The organism is Spiroplasma citri (genome assembly GCF_001886855.1).
GTDB lineage: Bacteria > Bacillota_I > Bacilli_A > Mycoplasmatales > Mycoplasmataceae > Spiroplasma > Spiroplasma citri.
Window position 1 is genome coordinate 753,101 of the sequence record NZ_CP013197.1, and the last position, 19,771, is coordinate 772,871.

The 19,771-nt window shown below is 23.8% G+C and carries 23 protein-coding genes and 5 pseudogenes; 26 read left to right on the forward strand and 2 right to left on the reverse strand.

The genetic code is table 4. The features are described from left to right. Positions 1 to 261 precede the first annotated feature (261 nt). The 4 genes from SCITRI_RS04105 (at position 262) to SCITRI_RS04115 (ending at position 3,391) form a co-directional block, all read left to right on the forward strand. Positions 262 to 669: a hypothetical protein gene (locus SCITRI_RS04105; RefSeq protein WP_071937338.1), complete on the forward strand. Its 408-nt coding sequence runs from the start codon at positions 262 to 264 to the stop codon at positions 667 to 669. Beyond that, on the forward strand, positions 662 to 2,140 hold the full coding sequence (locus SCITRI_RS04110) for a PBSX family phage terminase large subunit (protein ID WP_071937339.1): 1,479 nt from the start codon (positions 662 to 664) through the stop codon (positions 2,138 to 2,140). The genes SCITRI_RS04105 and SCITRI_RS04110 overlap by 8 nt, the downstream gene beginning before the upstream one ends. Before the next feature lie 15 nt (positions 2,141 to 2,155). Continuing rightward, the gene (locus SCITRI_RS10695) at positions 2,156 to 2,446 is read left to right on the forward strand and encodes a hypothetical protein (RefSeq protein ID WP_204305194.1); all 291 of its coding nucleotides are present in this window, start codon (positions 2,156 to 2,158) and stop codon (positions 2,444 to 2,446) included. A 99-nt stretch (positions 2,447 to 2,545) separates the two neighbouring features. Further along, positions 2,546 to 3,391, forward strand: a complete 846-nt coding sequence (locus tag SCITRI_RS04115) for a DDE-type integrase/transposase/recombinase (RefSeq protein WP_237238125.1) — start codon at positions 2,546 to 2,548, stop codon at positions 3,389 to 3,391. Between the two features lie 247 nt (positions 3,392 to 3,638). Here the strand turns inward: SCITRI_RS04115 and SCITRI_RS04120 are convergent, their stop codons facing one another. Next, positions 3,639 to 4,856: a hypothetical protein gene (locus SCITRI_RS04120; protein WP_071937340.1), complete on the reverse strand. Its 1,218-nt coding sequence runs from the start codon at positions 4,854 to 4,856 to the stop codon at positions 3,639 to 3,641. A 324-nt stretch (positions 4,857 to 5,180) separates the two neighbouring features. Here SCITRI_RS04120 and tkt point away from each other — a divergent pair, with 324 nt between their 5' ends. From tkt to SCITRI_RS04205, 19 genes and pseudogenes are all read left to right on the forward strand, one after another. Further along, on the forward strand, positions 5,181 to 7,145 hold the full coding sequence (gene tkt, locus SCITRI_RS04125) for a transketolase (protein WP_071937341.1): 1,965 nt from the start codon (positions 5,181 to 5,183) through the stop codon (positions 7,143 to 7,145). Between the two features lie 88 nt (positions 7,146 to 7,233). Continuing rightward, on the forward strand, positions 7,234 to 7,383 hold the full coding sequence (locus SCITRI_RS09940) for a hypothetical protein (protein WP_155522108.1): 150 nt from the start codon (positions 7,234 to 7,236) through the stop codon (positions 7,381 to 7,383). A gap of 103 nt (positions 7,384 to 7,486) precedes the next feature. After that, a complete protein-coding gene (locus tag SCITRI_RS04130; protein ID WP_071937342.1) occupies positions 7,487 to 7,636 on the forward strand; it encodes a hypothetical protein in 150 nt (49 codons plus the stop codon). Then, positions 7,636 to 7,887: a hypothetical protein gene (locus tag SCITRI_RS04135; protein ID WP_071937343.1), complete on the forward strand. Its 252-nt coding sequence runs from the start codon at positions 7,636 to 7,638 to the stop codon at positions 7,885 to 7,887. Before SCITRI_RS04130 ends, SCITRI_RS04135 begins: the two co-directional genes overlap by 1 nt. Positions 7,888 to 8,183: 296 nt before the next feature. Next, entirely contained in the window at positions 8,184 to 8,366 is a 183-nt protein-coding gene (locus SCITRI_RS04140; RefSeq protein WP_233485479.1) for a hypothetical protein, read from the forward strand. Positions 8,367 to 9,038: 672 nt separating this feature from the next. Beyond that, positions 9,039 to 9,473, forward strand: a pseudogene (locus SCITRI_RS04150) (DUF3627 domain-containing protein). Between the two features lie 152 nt (positions 9,474 to 9,625). Next, positions 9,626 to 9,828, forward strand: a pseudogene (locus tag SCITRI_RS04155) (DUF2649 family protein). A 194-nt stretch (positions 9,829 to 10,022) separates the two neighbouring features. Further along, positions 10,023 to 10,244, forward strand: a pseudogene (locus SCITRI_RS12295) (hypothetical protein); the annotation flags it as partial. 16 nt (positions 10,245 to 10,260) lie between these two features. Next, positions 10,261 to 10,410 (forward strand): hypothetical protein, encoded by a 150-nt coding sequence (locus SCITRI_RS09950; RefSeq protein ID WP_155522075.1) that lies wholly within the window; start codon positions 10,261 to 10,263, stop codon positions 10,408 to 10,410. Between the two features lie 109 nt (positions 10,411 to 10,519). After that, positions 10,520 to 10,669 (forward strand): hypothetical protein, encoded by a 150-nt coding sequence (locus SCITRI_RS04160; RefSeq protein ID WP_015979229.1) that lies wholly within the window; start codon positions 10,520 to 10,522, stop codon positions 10,667 to 10,669. Beyond that, positions 10,669 to 10,920: a hypothetical protein gene (locus SCITRI_RS04165; RefSeq protein ID WP_015979230.1), complete on the forward strand. Its 252-nt coding sequence runs from the start codon at positions 10,669 to 10,671 to the stop codon at positions 10,918 to 10,920. The genes SCITRI_RS04160 and SCITRI_RS04165 overlap by 1 nt, the downstream gene beginning before the upstream one ends. A gap of 423 nt (positions 10,921 to 11,343) precedes the next feature. Further along, positions 11,344 to 11,583, forward strand: a complete 240-nt coding sequence (locus SCITRI_RS04170; RefSeq protein ID WP_071937345.1) for a hypothetical protein — start codon at positions 11,344 to 11,346, stop codon at positions 11,581 to 11,583. A gap of 265 nt (positions 11,584 to 11,848) precedes the next feature. Next, positions 11,849 to 12,208 (forward strand): hypothetical protein, encoded by a 360-nt coding sequence (locus SCITRI_RS04175; protein ID WP_071890535.1) that lies wholly within the window; start codon positions 11,849 to 11,851, stop codon positions 12,206 to 12,208. Continuing rightward, positions 12,192 to 12,641 (forward strand): DUF3627 domain-containing protein, encoded by a 450-nt coding sequence (locus SCITRI_RS04180; protein WP_071937346.1) that lies wholly within the window; start codon positions 12,192 to 12,194, stop codon positions 12,639 to 12,641. Before SCITRI_RS04175 ends, SCITRI_RS04180 begins: the two co-directional genes overlap by 17 nt. 152 nt (positions 12,642 to 12,793) lie before the next feature. Further along, a complete protein-coding gene (locus tag SCITRI_RS04185) occupies positions 12,794 to 12,997 on the forward strand; it encodes a DUF2649 domain-containing protein (protein WP_071890543.1) in 204 nt (67 codons plus the stop codon). Beyond that, positions 12,997 to 14,010: a hypothetical protein gene (locus tag SCITRI_RS04190; protein WP_071937347.1), complete on the forward strand. Its 1,014-nt coding sequence runs from the start codon at positions 12,997 to 12,999 to the stop codon at positions 14,008 to 14,010. The genes SCITRI_RS04185 and SCITRI_RS04190 overlap by 1 nt, the downstream gene beginning before the upstream one ends. Further along, positions 14,003 to 14,380, forward strand: coding sequence for a hypothetical protein (locus SCITRI_RS04195; RefSeq protein ID WP_071937327.1), 378 nt, complete (start codon positions 14,003 to 14,005; stop codon positions 14,378 to 14,380). Before SCITRI_RS04190 ends, SCITRI_RS04195 begins: the two co-directional genes overlap by 8 nt. After that, positions 14,380 to 14,616: a hypothetical protein gene (locus SCITRI_RS04200; protein WP_015967964.1), complete on the forward strand. Its 237-nt coding sequence runs from the start codon at positions 14,380 to 14,382 to the stop codon at positions 14,614 to 14,616. The genes SCITRI_RS04195 and SCITRI_RS04200 overlap by 1 nt, the downstream gene beginning before the upstream one ends. 11 nt (positions 14,617 to 14,627) lie before the next feature. Continuing rightward, the gene (locus SCITRI_RS04205; RefSeq protein WP_071937348.1) at positions 14,628 to 16,787 is read left to right on the forward strand and encodes a spiroplasma phage ORF1-like family protein; all 2,160 of its coding nucleotides are present in this window, start codon (positions 14,628 to 14,630) and stop codon (positions 16,785 to 16,787) included. A gap of 11 nt (positions 16,788 to 16,798) precedes the next feature. Here the strand turns inward: SCITRI_RS04205 and SCITRI_RS10700 are convergent, their stop codons facing one another. Beyond that, on the reverse strand, positions 16,799 to 17,242 hold the full coding sequence (locus SCITRI_RS10700) for a lipoprotein (protein WP_071937349.1): 444 nt from the start codon (positions 17,240 to 17,242) through the stop codon (positions 16,799 to 16,801). Between the two features lie 116 nt (positions 17,243 to 17,358). On the opposite strand from SCITRI_RS10700, the pseudogene SCITRI_RS04215 reads away from it, so the two are divergent. The 3 genes and pseudogenes from SCITRI_RS04215 to SCITRI_RS04225 all read left to right on the forward strand — a co-directional run bounded on the left by SCITRI_RS04215 (position 17,359) and on the right by SCITRI_RS04225 (position 19,693). Continuing rightward, positions 17,359 to 18,332 (forward strand): annotated as a pseudogene (locus tag SCITRI_RS04215) (IS30 family transposase). Positions 18,333 to 18,627: 295 nt separating this feature from the next. Beyond that, positions 18,628 to 19,422: pseudogene (locus SCITRI_RS04220) on the forward strand (hypothetical protein); the annotation flags it as partial. Continuing rightward, positions 19,415 to 19,693 (forward strand): hypothetical protein, encoded by a 279-nt coding sequence (locus tag SCITRI_RS04225; protein ID WP_071937350.1) that lies wholly within the window; start codon positions 19,415 to 19,417, stop codon positions 19,691 to 19,693. The pseudogene SCITRI_RS04220 and the gene SCITRI_RS04225, both read left to right, overlap by 8 nt. Positions 19,694 to 19,771: the final 78 nt, after the last annotated feature.

Consider the following 19,771-nt stretch of genomic DNA (forward strand, 5'->3'; position numbering starts at 1 on the left):
TTTAAAAAACTATTGACAATTATTTTTAAAGTTATACAATTAATTTATAACAAGTTGCGAATATCTGTCTCTATACTTGTTTTACAAAAAAAAGACTTGAAAAAGTCTTTTTTTAATTGTAAAATAAAAATAATAAAAATAATATTAAGTTCTTTAATACATTGTGATACGTTTTTAGTTCTTGATAGGTTTGTTATTACTCTATTATTTAACCATATTGTTTAAATAATTGCAATTTTAATATGCAAAAAGGAGTAAAATATGAAGGAATTTAATCCAAAAACAGCAAGTTTGCGAACATTTTATCGTAAAATAGATGAATTTTGGCAAAATAAATCACCGCATAAACCATATACTTTGAATGATTTAACCAATGAATTCAATCTTTCTCGCAAATGAAGATATGATACTTATGCGAGCGAAAAGATAGTTCCTTTGCTTGAAAAACAAGTTGATAGAATTGAAAGTGAAATAATTAATTTTATGATGAAATCACCTGATGGTGCTAAATTATATTGACAGCGTGCATTTAATTATAAATATTCATTACAAGAAAAAGAACTTGAAAAAGAATTAAACTTAAATAATCAACAACCAATGATTGTTAATTTACAAACAGATATTAGAGATATTAAAAATGATAATAATAAGGATGATAAGAATGCTTAATCATTTTACTTATTTGTTAGAAATTCCTTATTGGTTATTACAAAATAGTAATGTTGGTAATAAATATCCTTTTGCTAAAAAGTTTGAGTTAGTTAATGAAATTAATCAAATTGGTTCACGACATAGTGGTAAAACATTATCTAATTTAGAAATGTTTGCTGAATTAATTAAAATATCAATGTTAATAAAAGAACCTATTTTTATTTTTGCTAGTATGAAAATGAATAAAGATATTAGAGATAGTATCTTTCAAAACATATGAAATACATTAGAAAAGCATAATATTCCATTTAGTGTTAATTTAAGCACACATTCGTTTACTATTCCCAATGGGACAAAAATAGTATGTCGTGGGTTACATTCTGCTACAAAAAGAGAAAAATTAAAAGCCTTTGCTGATTTAAATAAATATAAATTAGTTATTGATTGAAGAGAAGAATGCGACCAATATAACCAAAATGATATTAATGAAATTGATTTTGCTTTAAGAGGTAGTCAAAATAAAATAACAATTAATACATGTAATCCTGAGAGTTTAAAAAGATATATTGTTGGTTATTGTAATCAATTATTACCTTTTAATGAAGAAATAATGCGTAGTAAATGAGAACAAACTGCTTATATTGAAAAATGAGATATGAAAATTATTATTCATTATACAAATTGAAGATTAAATAGTTTCTTACCAAAAGAAGAAGAAAATAAAATATTAAGATTAGAACAATTAGACCCTGAAAGAGCAAGAGTATGAAGTTGAGGATTACCAGGTAATACTAGTGGGTCAATCTTTGCAAGATATCTTGATATTATGCAAGCAACAGATATTATTCAACCAACGAAATTATTAGGTGGTGTTGACTTAGCAAACTCAACTAGCCCTAAAGGACATACAACAGCAGCAAGTTTTTGATTATATAATTCATTTGATAAAAAAGCATATAAAGTTGCTGAATATACACACTCAAATGCTACTCAACAATTTAAAGGACCATTAGAACAAGTAAAAGATATTTTAGAGTTTTACAACAATCAATTAAATCAATACTTTAATTTAATACAACAAGGTATATCAATTAATGTTGATGATAGTGCTTATGCAACATTAGAAAGTTTAAATAGAGAAAAATATAATTATACTTTTGGTCAATACATGCATTTTAAACCAGCACAAAAGCAGAAGTTTAAAATAAAACATCGTATTGAGGCATTTACAATGTTAATAAATACTAATCAATTAAAATGATTATGAGAAAAATGTCCTGTAAGTAAAAATCAATATGAATTAATTCAATGAGAAGATAAACCCGAGGCAAGAGAAGATAAAGTATTAGACTTATATGATGATACATTTGATAGTGATTTTTATGCTTTACATTTTGAATTAATTCCAATGGTTAAACATAATAGTATATGGACCTTATACTTATCCTTCAATGCCGGCTGATGTTTGATTAGCAATAAAAAATGCTAATGCAGGAACTTTATTTTGAAGAATTTGATTAAGAGTATGTTACCAAGTATGATTCGTAAATATGTTGAAGAAGGTTTAAAAAATAAAGGTATTTATTATGACAAAATATTAAAAAACTTTATAAATGCAAAAGATATTAATGATTTAAGAAAATATATTAGAAGACTTGAACAAGGTTTTTATCGTAATATTGGTCGTGATAAACGAAGAACTGTTAATCAAATTGGTACTTATAAGTGAAAACAAAATCAAGCACAACAATTTAGAAAAAAAGAAGAGAATATTTATCACAATTTTCTAAAATAAATAAACCAATACAATAAAAATAAATATTATAAAAGAATAAAAAAAATATTTTCATATATTAATTTGTGTAATGATTATTATGTTAATAGTGGTAATTTTTTGTTGAAAGATTTAATTAAAAAATATTTTAAAAATAAATTTTCAACTTTTTATTATTATTGAGCGAATAAAATTTTAATTGCATTTTGTGATTTATATTTTGAATATTGTAATAAACATGCTGGTGGTTTTTTATCTTTGTTTTATAATTTAAAAAAAGGAATTCATGGAGAAAAATTAAAAAATAAAGCACCAAAAAATTTAAAAACATTTTTTCGTTGACTTAAAAAAGATGAAAGATGATTAAAAATAAAAAATAAAATTAAAGAAATTAAAAAACAACATCCAAGATATGAAGTTAAAGAAATAGGTTTATTACAGATGGACGCTAAATATTTTGTACCAAGTAAATTTCCAGTTGATAAAAAGTATTATGTTTATGATTTTATTGATGAAAAAACAAGATTAGCATTAGGATATGTTTATGATAAATTAAATATTGATAATGCTATTGCTGCTGTTAAAAAAGCAATTAGTGATTTTAAAAATATATTTGGTGTTAAAATAACACGAATTAGAACTGATAACGGTTCTGAATTTATTAATAATTATCGGAATAATCAAAAAAATACTGTTAAAGAAACTAATTTTACTCAATTTTTAACAGATAAAAATATTTTTCATCAGACAAAACCGGTTCGTTCTCCACAGTCAAACGGTAAGATTGAAAGATTTCATCAAAATTATACTAAATTATTTGTATTTGAAGAAAAAATATTAAATGCAGTTAGTTTACAGAATAAATTAAATGATTATTATTATTTTTATAATTTTGAAAGAGTACATAAGTCTTTAAATTTTCAGACACCATTTAATTTTTTGAATAGTTTAAGTTTAATTAAATAATTTTAAATTATTAAGTTTTTGTGTTTAAACTAAATAAGTTTATTATATTTTAATTAATTAATAATATGTAAATTAACTCATAAAATATGTCATTAAAATAATAAAATATGTATTTATTAATTAAAATTTAATAAATTATTTTTTAGTGTGTTTAATTTTATATTTTTTATTTATTTTATGATATTTTTTATAATTATAAATAAATATTTTTATTATTTTTATTATTTTCTTGTAATCTTTAAAATGACTAAGTTTTTATTTTTTTTACTGGTAGTTTGATAAAACTAAAACTTAATAATAACATTCCAATGATAATACTATAAATAATTATATAAGTTAATATATTTGTATAAAAATTAATTATTATTGGAATAATAATTACACTTAGTAATAAACTAAAGATAGCATGGCCGAAGACATGTTCAATCATTAGACCTAAGGTTAAATGGTCAGTACCAACTAAACTAATTATATTATTTTTTTGAATCCGGCTTAAATGCCCAAGAAAACATCCAATTAAGATTTGACTGCCACCCAAGCCAATGGTTAAATATAAAATATGCGATAATTGAGTTTGGAAGGGAAAAAAGACAATTGTTAATCCTAATAATAATCCGATAGCAATTATAGTAATAATTGTATTCCAAATAATTTGGTGTTTAATATTATTACTGTTTATTTTCAGTAAATATCCAAATAAATAACTTATTTTTCGAATAACATATAAACTACTTATGACTATAATCATAATTGCTGTATTAGTAAAAATTAAAATAGGAAGAATGTATCCAAATACTTCATTAATACTATATAAAAAACTTGATGAATATAAATAACTTCAAAATTGTTTGTTTTTTTGAAGTATTTTTCAACTACTAGGATTAATTTTAAAAGTAATTTCTTCAGTTTGAATATCATGGTTAAAAAAAATTAAACTAAAGTTAATTAATGCTAATAAACTAAAGTATCCTTGTAAGGAAATTTTAGTTGTTAATTCTGTTAAAAAGTATTGTAGTAAAAAAGGAATTATAATTGTAACAACACTTCCTACAATAAAATAAATACTAGGGTTTGTTTTTAATTGATGTTCACGAGCATAACTACGGATAATTTCCATTGAGAAAGGAACCATACCCGCAACAAACATTCCAGTACAAAAAAGTAATAGGGGATAAAAATAAATAATTAAATTATTATCAAAAAAATTAACAGTCATTAATAACGAAAGAAAAATAAAAAGAAAAAAACTATTAATTTGAAGAATAAAGGTATTACTCTTTTTCTTTTTAACTTTAACCCATAGTGGGGTAAAAAAGAACATTGCAATTGGAATTAATAAGAAGAATCAAATTTTTGTTAAACCAAATTTAACAAAAATTGCAAATGGAATAAATGAAAATAGTGCTCCCATCAAAATTCCTTGAATAATCATTATCACTTTTCAATTTCGTAATTTATTTGTCATTTTTGTTATCACATCCTTTACTTTATGTTATTTATCATATTATTACTTTTTAGTGCGGGGTTTAATAAAAATCTTTTATTTTTTAATTTCCTTGTTTTAAAAAGTTAGAGGACGTTATCACGACTTTTAAATAAATATTTAACCATTAAAGGGACCACTCTTTTTCTATTTATTTTCATTCAGACTTTTTCTAATTATAAATGAATAATCCAAAAAAAGTAAGAATTAATGGAATATTTTTCAAATTATTTAAGTTCTTTCTTTTAATTCGTTGTACAATGATATTATGAGTATTAATTAGTGTATAAAAAGGAGGCAAATAGAATGAAAAAATCAATTGATACAATCAAAATGTTGGGAATTGAAGCAATTAATAAAGCAAATTCAGGCCATCCGGGAATTGTTCTTGGTGCTGCGCCAATGGCATATACTTTATTTACAAGACACTTAGTTGTTAACCCCCAAGTGGACAAATGAATAAATCGTGATCGATTTGTTTTAGCAGCAGGACATGGTAGTGCTTTATTATATTCGTTATTGCATTTATCAGGATTTGATCTGAATATTGATGATTTACGAAATTTTCGTCAAGTTGATTCAATTACGCCTGGTCACCCCGAATCACATTTAACTCCAGGAGTTGATGTTGCGACAGGCCCTCTTGGACAAGGACTTGCAGCAGCAGTTGGTTTAGCGTTGGCAGAAACTCATTTAGCAGCAAGATACAATACCAAAAAATATCCGCTTTATGATCATTATACTTATGTTTTATGTGGTGATGGTGATTTACAAGAAGGAGTTACACAAGAAGCAATTTCTTTAGCAGGACATTGAAAACTAAATAAATTAATTGTATTGTTTGATTCAAATGATGTGCAATTGGATAATATGGTTAATGTTGCACAAAGTGAAAACATTGCTGATCGCTTTAAAGCAGCAAATTGAAATTATCTTTTTGTCAAAGATGGGAATGATATTGAGGCAATTGATCAAGCTATTATAAAAGCAAAAAAAAGTAATAAACCAACCTTAATTGAAGTAAAAACAATAATTGGTGATGGGACAACTAAACAAGGAACACCAGCAGTACATGGTGCTCCGTTGGGAAGTGATATTGAGACAGTTCGTAAAATGTTAGAATGAAATTATAAACCATTTGAAGTTCCTAGTGAAGTTTATAAGGATTTTGAAGTCAATGTTAAACAACGGGGAATTAAAAAATATCAACAATGGTTAAAAATGTATCAAGGTCTTTGCAAAGAAAATCCTGCTTTAGCAAAAGAACTTGATGATGCAGTTTATGGGAATTTTAATTTTAATCCACAAGATTTTCGTGATTTAAAACCAATTAAACCACAAGCAACACGGATTAGTAGTGGTGCAATACTTGATCGTCTTTCTAATATTATTCCAGGTTTAATTGGTGGTAGTGCTGATTTAAGTGGTAGTACAAAAGCAAAAGGAGCTGATGGTGTTTATAGTGCTGAAAATCGGTTAGGTCGTAATTTAGCATATGGGGTACGAGAATTTGCAATGGCTGCCATTAATAATGGAATTTGTTTACACCGAGGATTAATTCCTTTTGCAAGTGGTTTCTTTGTTTTTGCTGATTATATGAAGCCAGCTATTCGGTTGAGTTCATTAATGGAAATTCCAGCTATTTATATTTTATCGCATGATTCAATTGCTGTTGGTGAAGATGGTCCAACACATCAGCCAATTGAACAATTAGCCATGTTACGTAGTCAACCAAACTTAAATGTTTTTCGCCCAGCTGATTTTAATGAAACATTAGGAGCTTATCATATGGCTTTACAATCAAAACATACTCCAAGTGTTATTTTAATTACACGTCAAGATTTACCAAAATTAGAACATTCAAATGTTGAGCTGGTTAAAAAAGGAGCTTATCAAGTTTATGGACAAGAAGATAATAATCATGTTGTGTTGTTAGCAACAGGTAGTGAAGTAAGTATGGCAATTGCTGTTGCAAAAAAATTAGAGCATGATAAAAAAATTAAAGTAAAAGTAGTATCAATGCCTTGTTGAGAATTATTTGAGCAACAAGATGCTAAATATAAACAAAGATTGTTAGAACCGTTGGCTTTAATTGCTTCAATTGAATTAGGGACAACCTTTGGCTGAGAACGTTATACTTCAAATAGTGGGTTAAACTTTGGAATTAATACCTTCGGTCAATCAGGGCCATTTCAAGATGTTTTAGAATATTTTAGTTTTAATGTTGAAAAAATTGTTAATGTTATTAATAAAAAAATGCAAGTGTTGTAAAAATAATAATTGCATTTTTTTCTTATAAAATTATGCAAAACATGTGTTATATCAAATTGCCCATTAATTTTGGCATCGTGTAATCGAAGTGCAACAAATCAACTTTGAAAGGAGTTGATTTTTTATTGAAAAGAAACATTATTTTATTTTGCGGTCCTTAGTAACTAAGTATGGAAAAGATATTGTTATTAATACTGTAAATAAGATAGTAATTAATAATGTAAAAGAAAATGAATAAATTATCCGCGTAATTTATTAGCGGTAATTTATTCAATATAGTTTATTTTGAGCGTAGCGAACACGCGAAGCGTGTCGCAATATTTTTAGAGAGGAGATGTATTATGCCAACTTGATTAACGACAATATTTAGTGTTGTTATTGTATTAGCAATTTTTCTTTATTTTGGTTTATCAATTTACCAAAAAATTAAACAAATTCGAGGAAAGAAAAAAGAAAAAAAAGAAATTGAAAGAAAGGAGAGTAGTAAATAATGTTAGGTATGTATTTAACAACAGCGTTTAATTTTTTAACAGCACCTACACCTAAAACTATGACTGAGGGTATGACTGGTATTTGAACTGGTTTATCTAGTGCATTATGAAAAGTTAAAGAATGTATAACAAATATTTTACTTGAGATAATGGTTTTTTTAGGTGAAGCGTGAATTATATTAATTCCATTTGCTATATTTTGTATTATTAAAATTTTAAACTTTTTCCGTGTTATGGTTAAAGGATTTTAATATTTATTATAATCGATTATATATCTTAGCTATGGCACACTAGTTTTTATGCGAATTGAATAAATAATTTTGTTGTTTATTTTTGCACTATACACTGTCTACAAATTTATTTTTAAATAAATTTAACTACTCATTTGGTTATTTTTAGTAGGATTTAATAGAAATAAGAATATTAATAACAGTTTTGAACCAAAAATTTTTATAATATTTTTTATAAATATATTTACTTTCTTTTAAAAACTTGTGGGCAGTATATAGTGTAAAAATATCAACTTAATTATATTTAAGGTATTATTATGGTTTTCTCTCTGTATAAAAATATTTATAAATTTGTTAATTTATTAAAAATTCAAATAATAAATTTAAAAGTTATTATTAAAATTATTATTAGTGAAATAATTGTTTTAATTGGGGATACCATTCATGATAATCAAAAAATAGATGGTATCACATTTGTAAAAAATGAATTTATTAAATAGAAAAATGAATTTATTATTTCTTCGATATTTTATTTCTTCTTTCTATTTAAAATAATTTATACAGACAGAAAACCATAATAATATCAACTTAATTATAAACTTATGATTTTACATTTTAAAAACTATTGTTAAAAATTAAATAGTATTTTTCAGTGTTCCAATTTTTATTATTTTTATATTTAACAATGTTTATTAACATTATTTATTAAACATTAAATAAACAATATATTAGCATTATGTATAACATTTTTAATAATCAGTGTTTATTACAATTAAAAAACATTATATAAACATTATTTATAACATTGTTTATTAAATAAATATTTAGTTAGGAGATTATCTTATGGATATGAAATTTAAAACAACTAAGGAATATAAAAAAATAAAGAAAAATTTTATTAAAGATATTTTTTTATTAAGTTTTTTAATTTTTTTAAATTTAATTGCTGATTTCTTTTTTTTTAAGTTCTTTTATTTATTTTTCAATATTGAGTTGAAATGATAAAGATTTTCCACACTTTGTATTTGCAATTATTATGTCTGTATGTGCTTTTATAGTTATTATTTTTGTGATTATTATGTATATAAAATATATTTTTGAAATTAAGGTAGAATTTGATGTTGAAAAAGAAAAATTAAATCAATATTGACAAATTGAAGGAGTTGATAAAATTGAGTAATTTTGTTAAGAAAAATCAGAATGTAGAAAATTATTTTATTAGTAAGGAATTTATATCTTTTACAACAGAAAAAGCAAGTTTTATTAATTTACCCAATCATAATCGTCATATTGGTTTTTGATTGAGTAATAAGTTTATTTATCCGAGTGAAAAACATTCGGAACAAGTAGCAATCGGTTTGATTTATGATAATTCTTACCCTATTGTAAAATATGATGAAAATTTGAAACGCTATATTTGAAAGTATTTAACTGGAACAGAATTAATCAATTTATATAATCAATATAAACAAAATTATTTTACTAAAATGAAAAAAGCGTTATTTTTAAGTTAACCTCAAAAAGTAAAAACAAATAATAATAATTTAACAAATTGAAGTTTTGAAAAAGAACAAGAATTAATTAATGATTTGAAAGACTTAAATTAAATGAGTTTATATGATTATTGAGTTCAATTTGTTAGTTATATTATTGGTGCAAATGCCCCTGAGTTTTTATATGTTATATTGTTTGTGTTATTTATTGTTTTGTTTTTTGGAATGTTTTTTAAATTTATTTAAAAAATGTGGAGTTTTTAAAAATGCAAAATGATTGAATTAAATTAAAAGAGTTTTTATTCATATATTTTTGTTTATAGATAAAACGAATGTTGAAAGTATTACAATGTGGAATTTAACGCAAAATGAATATTTAACTTTGATGGTTGGTGTTTGAGTTGTGATTTTGTTTTTAACTTGGTTTTTCTTGTGAATGGTTTTTAAAATAGTTAGTTATTTTAAATAATTAAATTTTGTTATTATTATGGTTTTCTCTCCACACAAAATTTTAAAATTTTTTTTGAATATAATATATATTTTCATTACGAATGCAGTAATTACTTAATATAAATAATGTTGTAAAAAATATTTCTTTTTGATTTGTGGGGGGAGAAAACCATAATAATACTAGTTTAATTATAAATAACTATTGGAGGTAAAATGAAAAAATTTATATTTTTTTTAAAAAACTATTGTTATATTAGTGGTTCAATGCTTTTGTTTAGTTTAATTGATTTATTACTTTGAATAATTTCTTTGTATTGTGTTGGTTTAGTATTTTGATTGTTGTTTGCTTTGCAATGTGTATATTTTGTGCGATGATTGTGAAAAAATATTTTTTATCAGTTAAACGCTTTTCGGTTAGTAAATTTTGTTTGAGATGCATCCTGTAATCGAAGTGCAACAAATCAATTCTGAAAGGAGTTGATTTTTTATTGAAAAGAAACATTATTTTATTTTGCGGTCCTTAGTAATTAAGTATGGAAAAGATATTGTTATTAATACTGTAAATAAGATAGTAATTAATAATGTAAAAGAAAATGAATAAATTATCCGCGTAATTTATTAGCGGTAATTTATTCAATATAGTTTATTTTGAGCGTAGCGAACACGCGGAGCGTGACGCGATATTTAAAAATTTTGAAAGGAGATATATTATGCCAACTTGATTAACGACAATATTTAGTGTTGTTATTGTATTAGCAATTTTTCTTTATTTTGGTTTATTAATTTACCAAAAAATTCGTCAAATTCGAGGAAAGAAAAAAGATAAAAAAGAAATTGAAAGAAAGGAGAGTAATAAATAATGTTAGGTATGTATTTAACAACAGCGTTTAATTTTTTAACAGCATCTACACCTAAAACTATGTCTGAGGGTATGACTGGTATTTGAACTGGTTTATCTAGTGCATTATGAAAAGTTAAAGAAGGTATAACAAATATTTTACCTGAGATAATGGTTTTCTTAGGTGAAGCGTGAATTATATTAATTCCATTTGCTATATTTTGTATTATTAAAATCTTAAACTTTTTCCGTGTTATGGTTAAAGGATTTTAATATTTATTATAATCGATCATATATCTTAGTTAAGGCACACTAGCTTTTATGTGAATTAAATAAATAATTTTATTGTTTATTTTTACACTATACACTGTTTACAAATTTATTTTTTAATAAACTTTATTACTATCGTTAATATTGGGATAATAAAAATCTCTATTATACATATAAATTTAACTATATTTTCTATAGTTGATAAATCTATATTGTTTATTATTCATAATATTGAGTCTGTTATGAAAAATATTTTTTTAGTAGGATTTAATAAAAATAAGAATATTTCTATTAAGGGTCATACTAGTAATAGATTTGGGAAATAAATTTTTATAATATTTTTTATAAATATACCTACTTTTTTTTAAAATTTGTGAACAGTGTATAGTGTAAAAATATCAATTTAATTATATTTAAGGTATTATTATGGTTTTCTCTCTGTATAAAAATATTTATAAATTTGTTAATTTATTAAAAATTTGAATAATAAATTTAAAAGTTATTATTAAAATTATTATTAGTGAAATAATTGTTTTAATTGGTAATACCATTCATGATAATCAAAAAATAGATGGTATTATATTTGTAAAAAATGAATTTATTATTTCTTCGATATTTTATTTCTTCTTTTTATTTAAAATAATTTATACAGAGAGAAAACCATAATAATATCAACTTAATTATAAACTTATGATTTTATATTTTAATAACTATTGTTAAAAATTAAATAGTATTTTTCAGTGTGCCAATTTTTATTATTTTTATATTTAACATTGTTTATTAACATTGTTTATTAAACATTAAATAAACAATATATTAGCATTATGTATAACATTGTTAATAATCAGTGTTTATTACAATTAAAAAACATTATATAAACATTATTTATAACATTGTTTATTAAACAAATATTTAGTTAGGAGATTATCTTATGGATATAAAATTTAAAACAACTAAGGAATGTAAAAAATTAAAGAGAGATTTTATTATTAGGAATTTTGTTTTTGGTTTTGTTTATTTTCAATTTTTCATTGTTCTTATTGAAATTATTGTAGGTCTTGTTTTGTTTTCAAATAGAGAAATAATTGTTGGTATTTTACTTTTTTCTTTATTTTTATTTTTAATATTTATTCTTTTATTTTTTATAATTCAATGTCATATATGCGAAATTAAAGAATATAAAGTTATGTTGTTAAAGAAAAGAATGTTACCGTTAGAAAATATAATTGGAGGATTAGGAAAAGGCACAATGTTAAGACCAGTAAGACGAGGAGATGATAAAATTGAGTAATTTTGTTAAGAAAAATCATAATGTAGAAAATTATTTTATTAGTAAGGAATTTATCCCTTTTACAACAGAAAAAGCAAGTTTTATTAATTTACCTAATCATAATCGTCATATTGGTTTTTGATTGAGTAATAAGTTTATTTATCCGAGTGAAAAACATTTGGAACAAATAGCAATCGGTTTGATTTATGATAATTCTTACCCTATTGTAAAATATGATGAAAATTTAAAGCGAAATATTTGAAAATATTTAACTGGAACAGAATTAATCAATTTATATAATCAATATAAACAAAATTATTTTACTAAAATGAAAAAAGCGTTATTTTCAAGTGAACCTAAAAAAGTAAAAGCAAATAATAACAATAATAATTTAACAAATTGAAGTGTTGAAAAAGAACAAGAATTAATTAATGATTTGAAAGACTTAAATTAAATGAGTTTATATGATTATTGAGTTCAATTTGTTAGTTATATTATTGGTGCAAATGCCCCTGAGTTTTTATATGTTATATCTTTTGTGTTATTTGTTGTTTTATTTTTTGGAATGTTTTTTAAACTTATTCAAAAAATATGGAGTTTTTAAAAATGCAAAATGATTGAATTAAATTAAAAGAGTTTTTTATTCATATATTTTTGTTTATCGATAAAACGAATGTTGAAAGTATTACAATGTGGAATTTAACGCAAAATGAATATTTAACCTTGATGGTTGGTGTTTGAGTTGTGATTTTGTTTTTAACTTGGTTTTTCTTGTGAATGGTTTTTAAGATAGTTGGGTATTTTAAATAATGAAAAAATTTATATTTTTCTTTAAAAACTATTGTTATATTAGTGGTTCAATGCTTTTGTTTAGTTTAATTGATTTATTACTTTGGTTAATTTCTTTGTATTGTGTTGGTTTAGTATTTTGAATATTATTTGCTTTGCAATGTGTATATTTTGTGTGATGATTGTGAAAAAATATTTTTTATCAGTTAAATTCTTTTGGGTTAGTAAATTTTGTTTGAGATAATCCGTTATCGGTAATTATTGGTAAGTTAGGAACTGGTAAAACATTACTTTTAACTTATTTATCGCAAACTATGAAATTATTGACAGATGAAATTTATAGTAATTATCCCTTAGAAGATGATAAAGTTAAAGTTTTAACATTTAAAAATTTAGATTTTACTGATAGAACAAAACCCGTTCCCCTAGATGATAGTGTTATTTTATTTGATGAAAGTTATTTATATATTGACGGAACTAGTCCTCACGATGAGAAAAAAGTTCATAGTGGTAAAATACCGTGAATTGTTTTAGCGAGACATTTTGGACATCGTGCGTTGTTTACTGCTCAGCGTGAGGGTATGATTTGAAATAATATTCGCCAGTTAGCAAGTGGAATTATTATTCCAATTTCATTGAAAAAACCCGTTGCTAAAAAAGGATTTAATTTTTTTAATCGTTTCTTTATTATGCGAATTGGGATTTTCCAAGATATAACGGATTATGAAATTTGAAAAACAAAATCAGTAGAACGAACAGTAGAAGGTAAAAGAGCAAAACATAAGTCGGATGTTGGGTTAGGAATTCGGTTTTTTAAAATAATAATTCCCCTTGAATTTGCTAATAAGTATGATAGTGAATGGTTAAAGTTTGTACGTGATTTAAAGAATGACGAAATTGTTAATGAAAAATTTTATTATTGATCGGAAATCACAAAATTAAGCGTTAAAGAACGATTGGAGTTATTTGATATTGATATTTTGAAAAAGAATTTAAAACCTAAAAAAGAGAAAGGAAATAGTAAAGATGATTAATTTATTAGTTGAAAATAATAATAGTAATTGAGACAAGATTTTTAGTTTTGTTTTTGATATATTTTTGTTTATTTTTGATGTAATTTGAAATACAAAATTACCGATGACAAATACGTCAATTGCTTATTTTTTAATCTTTTTTATGGTTATTAAGTTATCGATTTATGCAATTCACGGGACATCAACACAATATAATAATTTAGGTTCGACAGTTAATAATGGTGTTTCGCAAGTATATTCGTCAACTGTACGAAAAGGTATTAATGTTGGTAAAAATGTTTATCAAAATAGTAATAAGCAGCAAGTTAAACGAGAAATTAAGCGTCAAAATGTTAGACAACAAGCAAAATTTAAAAGAGGTGTTAAGTAATGATTAAATTAGTTTTATTGGTGGCGGCGATTGCGATATTTGGAACTGGTTTTATTACTGTTATTATTAATCAATTTACATCAGCAAAAAATATTATTATGGATTTATATAATTCTGATACTTGGTTGATTTGATTATTTGGTAGAATGGCAGTTTTGTTTAGTCATCCGTTAATGTTAACAATATCGAGTTTATATATTGTTGGGTTTATTGTTTCAAAAACATTGTATAGTTAGGAGTTGAGTTTATGAAAAAATCGTTATCTTTATTTGCCATATTTATTTTAACTTTTTTGGGTTTGGTTATTCCATTTATTACTTTAACGGCGTTTAGACCCTTAAATGAGGAGCAATATACGCTTAAACAAGAAAGTAGTACTGGTAAAGGTATTAATGAAACTGATTTTATTAATACAATGTTTTTACGCAGTAGTTTTTTTGAAAATTGGTCGGAAACAAATTATTTTATTAATCCAACTTTAAAAACATCAAAAAATTTATTGTTTAATGATAAATGGTATTTAGATTTTTTACAAGATAGTTATTCAACCGGAGTTGTTTATGATAAACCTGGTGAAATATTTTTGAATTATTATCGACAATGACATAGTTTAAAAAATAAGTATATGGTTGAAAAATTTTATGATGTTAAAAAAGAGAATTTTTTGAATGATTTAACTGATTTTATTTATGCTTTTGCTGTAAAATATAAGATGTTTGATGTATCGAAAGAAATTGTGGAAAATGTTGACCGTTATAAAGAAAATCATTATCCAAGAGTTAAGTTAAACCAAGATAATTGAAAATTAATTGATAGTTCTTTAAATAATATACAAAAAGAATTTGAAAAATATAATGATAAATGATATTTTATTATTTGAAAAAGAGGAAATAGTTCACATTGAATATGACAATCAATGTTTTTTAAATATGATGAGTCTGCTCCTAGAATGACAGGCGCTTGACTTTCTTCTATAAAATCAATTTATCGTTGAGATAATACAAATAAACCTAAAAAAATAGAATTTAATGAAAGTACTGGTGAAATTACTGACTGAAATAGTTATCAACAAACTCGCGTAAAAGAATTTATTGGTTTGTCTTTATATTCTGTTTTGCAAGAAAATATTAGGGTTCAGCAAGGCGGAAGTGCTGATTATGAAAATCCGAATAAGGTTGGTACAAAGCGGATAATTTTTGATTTTGAGACGGTTGATGAGTTGGATGTTAAAAATATTAAAAAAGCAATTTATCGGATGATTTTGACTGTTGATGAAGCAAATTTAATTATTTCTGGTAGTTTAGAGTTAAATAATATTAATAATGATGATTTAAGTTTTAATTTTAGTTTTATGCGAACGGGAATGGGTGAGGTTTTTAATTTTAATGGTTCAATTTATTCATCATTAAATAGTAAAGATTTAAAGTATTATCAACAGTTTAGCGGTCAGTTTGATTTATCTAAGTTTTTACAGTCGTTTTTTGCAAGTGCATTGGTGCCAGTGTTTCAAAATCGTAGTTCTTTTATTGAAAATGGATATATTGATAATTTACAATATGATACTGTTTTAGTTAACTTTTTTGCGTTGAAATTACAAAATTTTAATAATATTTTGTTGAGTGAAAATATTAACGATAAATTACAATTTGATAAATTATTAAATAGTATGTTTAAGATTTCACAGAAATTTTATACTAATTATTTACGTACGATTTTTGATTTAGAAAATAATACTTATGTTCAAGGTTATAATAAAAAATATGGTTTGTTAGTAAATAATGGTTTTAAAATTTACCCACGATATTTTTATTTTTCTGATAAATATAAGCAATTAGATATTAAATTATATTCAGCATTTAAAAATCGGTTTTATACCATTAATAATTATGGTAGTGTTTTTAATTATGATTTTTCGGTTGCTAATAATTATAATATTAAGTTAAATTCCGGTTATGTTTTTGGAGGTAATTTACAAAATAAATATGGTTTGCAATATAAAAAAATTGAAGAACAAAAAATCGGTTATAATGTTTTTGAATTACAAGCACAAAAAGAAAATGATATGTACCGATATTATGATTTTAATTTTGGGATTTATAATTGACAAGAAATTAATAATGGTGGGTTGTTCCCCGATAAGCAATGATTTCAAGTGCAATATATAACTCCTAAAGGTTGATGAGATTTAGAAACTCATATTAAAAATGCGGTGATTTGAATTGTTAATACTATTCCGGGAGTTAAACAAGTTAACGAATTAGCGAGTGGTGTTGGTAAGGTTTTTGAAGCAGTATATAGTTTTTTTAGTCAAATATTTGAGGTATGAAAATTTAATCCAGCATTGTATAGTACAATAACAAATATCTTTTTATTAATTATTTTTATGAAATTTGTGCGATTAATATAAAAAAGGAACTGTTATTCAGTTCCTTTTTGTTCTTTTCAATTAGTAATTTCACCAGTACTTTCATTAAATTCTATTTTTTTAGGTTTATTTGTATTATCTCAACGATAAATTGATTTTATAGAAGAAAGTCAAGCGCCTGTCATTCTAGGAGCAGACTCATCATATTTAAAAAACATTGATTGTCATATTCAATGTGAACTATTTCCTCTTTTTCAAATAATAAAATATCATTTATCATTATATTTTTCAAATTCTTTTTGTATATTATTTAAAGAACTATCAATTAATTTTCAATTACTATCTTTTTGTGCTTGTTGTGGATTATATTGTGGTTCTGGTGTCGGTTTATTTTCTTCATTATTATTTGGTTTTTTAGATTTTTCACAACTGATTAGTGTTGTTGTGCTTGTTGCGGTTAATCCAATTGCTCCTATTATGCTAAGTCATTTTTTCATATATATTGCTCCTTTTTATTGTTTTATATATAATTGTTTTTATCACATATCAATTATATATCAATTATTCGTATTAAATATTAATTTTATAAGTTAATGAAAGGTATATAAATGTTATGTATAGTCATTTAAGTTTTATGGATAAAGTTAAATTAGAACAATTATTATTATCAAAAATGTTTTTAAAAAATAATGGTGAACAGAATATTTCTGCAATCGCTAAATGTTTGAATAGACATCGTAGTACTATTTTACGAGAAATTAAGCGTTTTAAAACTACTGATGAATATAGTGCTTATAAGTCAGATAAAATGTATTATAAGAAAAGAAAAAAGAATAATAAAAGATGTAAATTTACGGAAGAACAGATTAATTTTATTCAAATTAGATTTAATAAATATCACGATTCACCGTCAGAACTTATTTATCGTTATTTTTTAAAATTTGGTGTTAAATTTCCGGTTTGTGTTAAAACATTGTATAAATGAATTCGTTTAGGTTTTTATGGTTTTTTAAAACAGAATTTGCGACATCGTGGAAAAAATATAAAACAAAAGGAAAATCTGATAATCGTGGTAAATTAACTGATTTTAAGTCAATTTGAGATATTGAAAATAAAGTTTCTAATGTTGGGTGATTTGAAATGGATACTGTTGTTGGAAAAGAACATTTATCTAGTTGTTTAGTTTTAGTAGAACAATCAAGTAGAAAATATTTTGCAATAAAATTTGAAAATCATACTGCTATGGAAGTTCTAGTAAAATTTAAAGAGATGGTTATAAATAATAATTTAATGGGTAAAATGAAAGGAATAATAACAGATAGAGGTAAAGAATTTAGTAAATGACGAGAAATGGAAATATTTGCTGAAACACAAGTTTATTTTTGTGATGCTGGTAAACCTCGTCAAAAACCTTTAATTGAAAAAATAAATGGTGAATTAAGACATTGATTTCCTCCTGGAACTGATTTTAATAAGGTTAGTCAGAAACGATTAGATTGAGTAGTTAATGATGTAATAAATGAAAAATTAAGGCCTGTTCTGAATTGAAGAACAGCAAAAGATGTATTTATAGATAATTTTAGATAAGTTTATTATATTTTAATTAATTAATAATATGTAAATTAATTCATAAAATATGTCAAAAATGTATATTAAATTATAAAATATGTCATTAAAATAACAAAATATGTCATTAAAATAATAAAATATGTATTTATTAATTAAAATTTAATAAATTCTTTTTTAGTGTGTTTAAATGTGAATAAATTAAAAGAAAAATTAAAATTATTTTTATTTTTTTTAATTTATGGTTGATTTTTTTAATTTTTATTATATTATTTAATTAATAAAGATTTGTTGCACTTCATTTTACACGTTTCAAGATAATCCGCTATCAGTTATTATTGGGAAGTTAGGGACCGGTAAAACATTACTTTTAACTTATTTGTCGCAAACTATGAAATTATTGACAGATGAAATTTATAGTAATTATCCGTTAGAAGATGATAAAGCTAAAGTTTTAACATTTAAAAATTTAGATTTTACCGATAGAACAAAACCAGCCCCACCCGATGATAGTGTTATTTTATTTGATGAAAGTTATTTGTATATTGACGGAACTAGTCCTCACGATGAGAAAAAAGTTCATAGTGGTAAAATACCGTGAATTGTTTTAGCGAGACATTTTGGACATCGTGCGTTGTTTACTGCTCAGCGTGAGGATATGATTTGAAATAATATTCGCCAGTTAGCAAGTGGGGTTATTATTCCAATTTCATTGAAAAAACCCGTTGCTAAAAAAGGATTTAATTTTTTTAATCGTTTCTTTATTATGCGAATTGGGATTTTCCAAGATATAACGGATTATGAAATTTGAAAAACAAAATCAGTAGAACGAACAGCAGAAGGTAAAAGAGCAAAACATAAGTCGGATATTGGGTTAGGAATTCGGTTTTTTAAAATAATTATTCCCCTTGAATTCGCTAATAAGTATGATAGTCAATGGTTAAAGTTTGTGCGTGATTTAAAGAATGATGAAATTGTTAATAAAAAAGAATATTATTGGTTAGAAATCACAAAATTAAGTGTTAAAGAACGATTGGAGTTATTTGATATTGATATTTTGAAAAAGAATTTAAAACCTAAAAAAGAGAAAAGAAATAGTAAAGATGATTAATTTATTAGTTGAAAATAATAATAGTAATTGAGACAAGATTTTTAGTTTTGTTTTTGATATATTTTTGTTTATTTTTGATGTAATTTGAAATACAAAATTACCGATGCATCCTGTAATCGAAGTGCAACAAATCAATTCTGAAAGGAGTTGATTTTTTATTGAAAAGAAACATTATTTTATTTTGCGGTCCTTAGTAATTAAGTATGGAAAAGATATTGTTATTAATACTGTAAATAAGATAGTAATTAATAATGTAAAAGAAAATGAATAAATTATCCGCGTAATTTATTAGCGGTAATTTATTCAATATAGTTTATTTTGAGCGTAGCGAACACGCGGAGCGTGACGC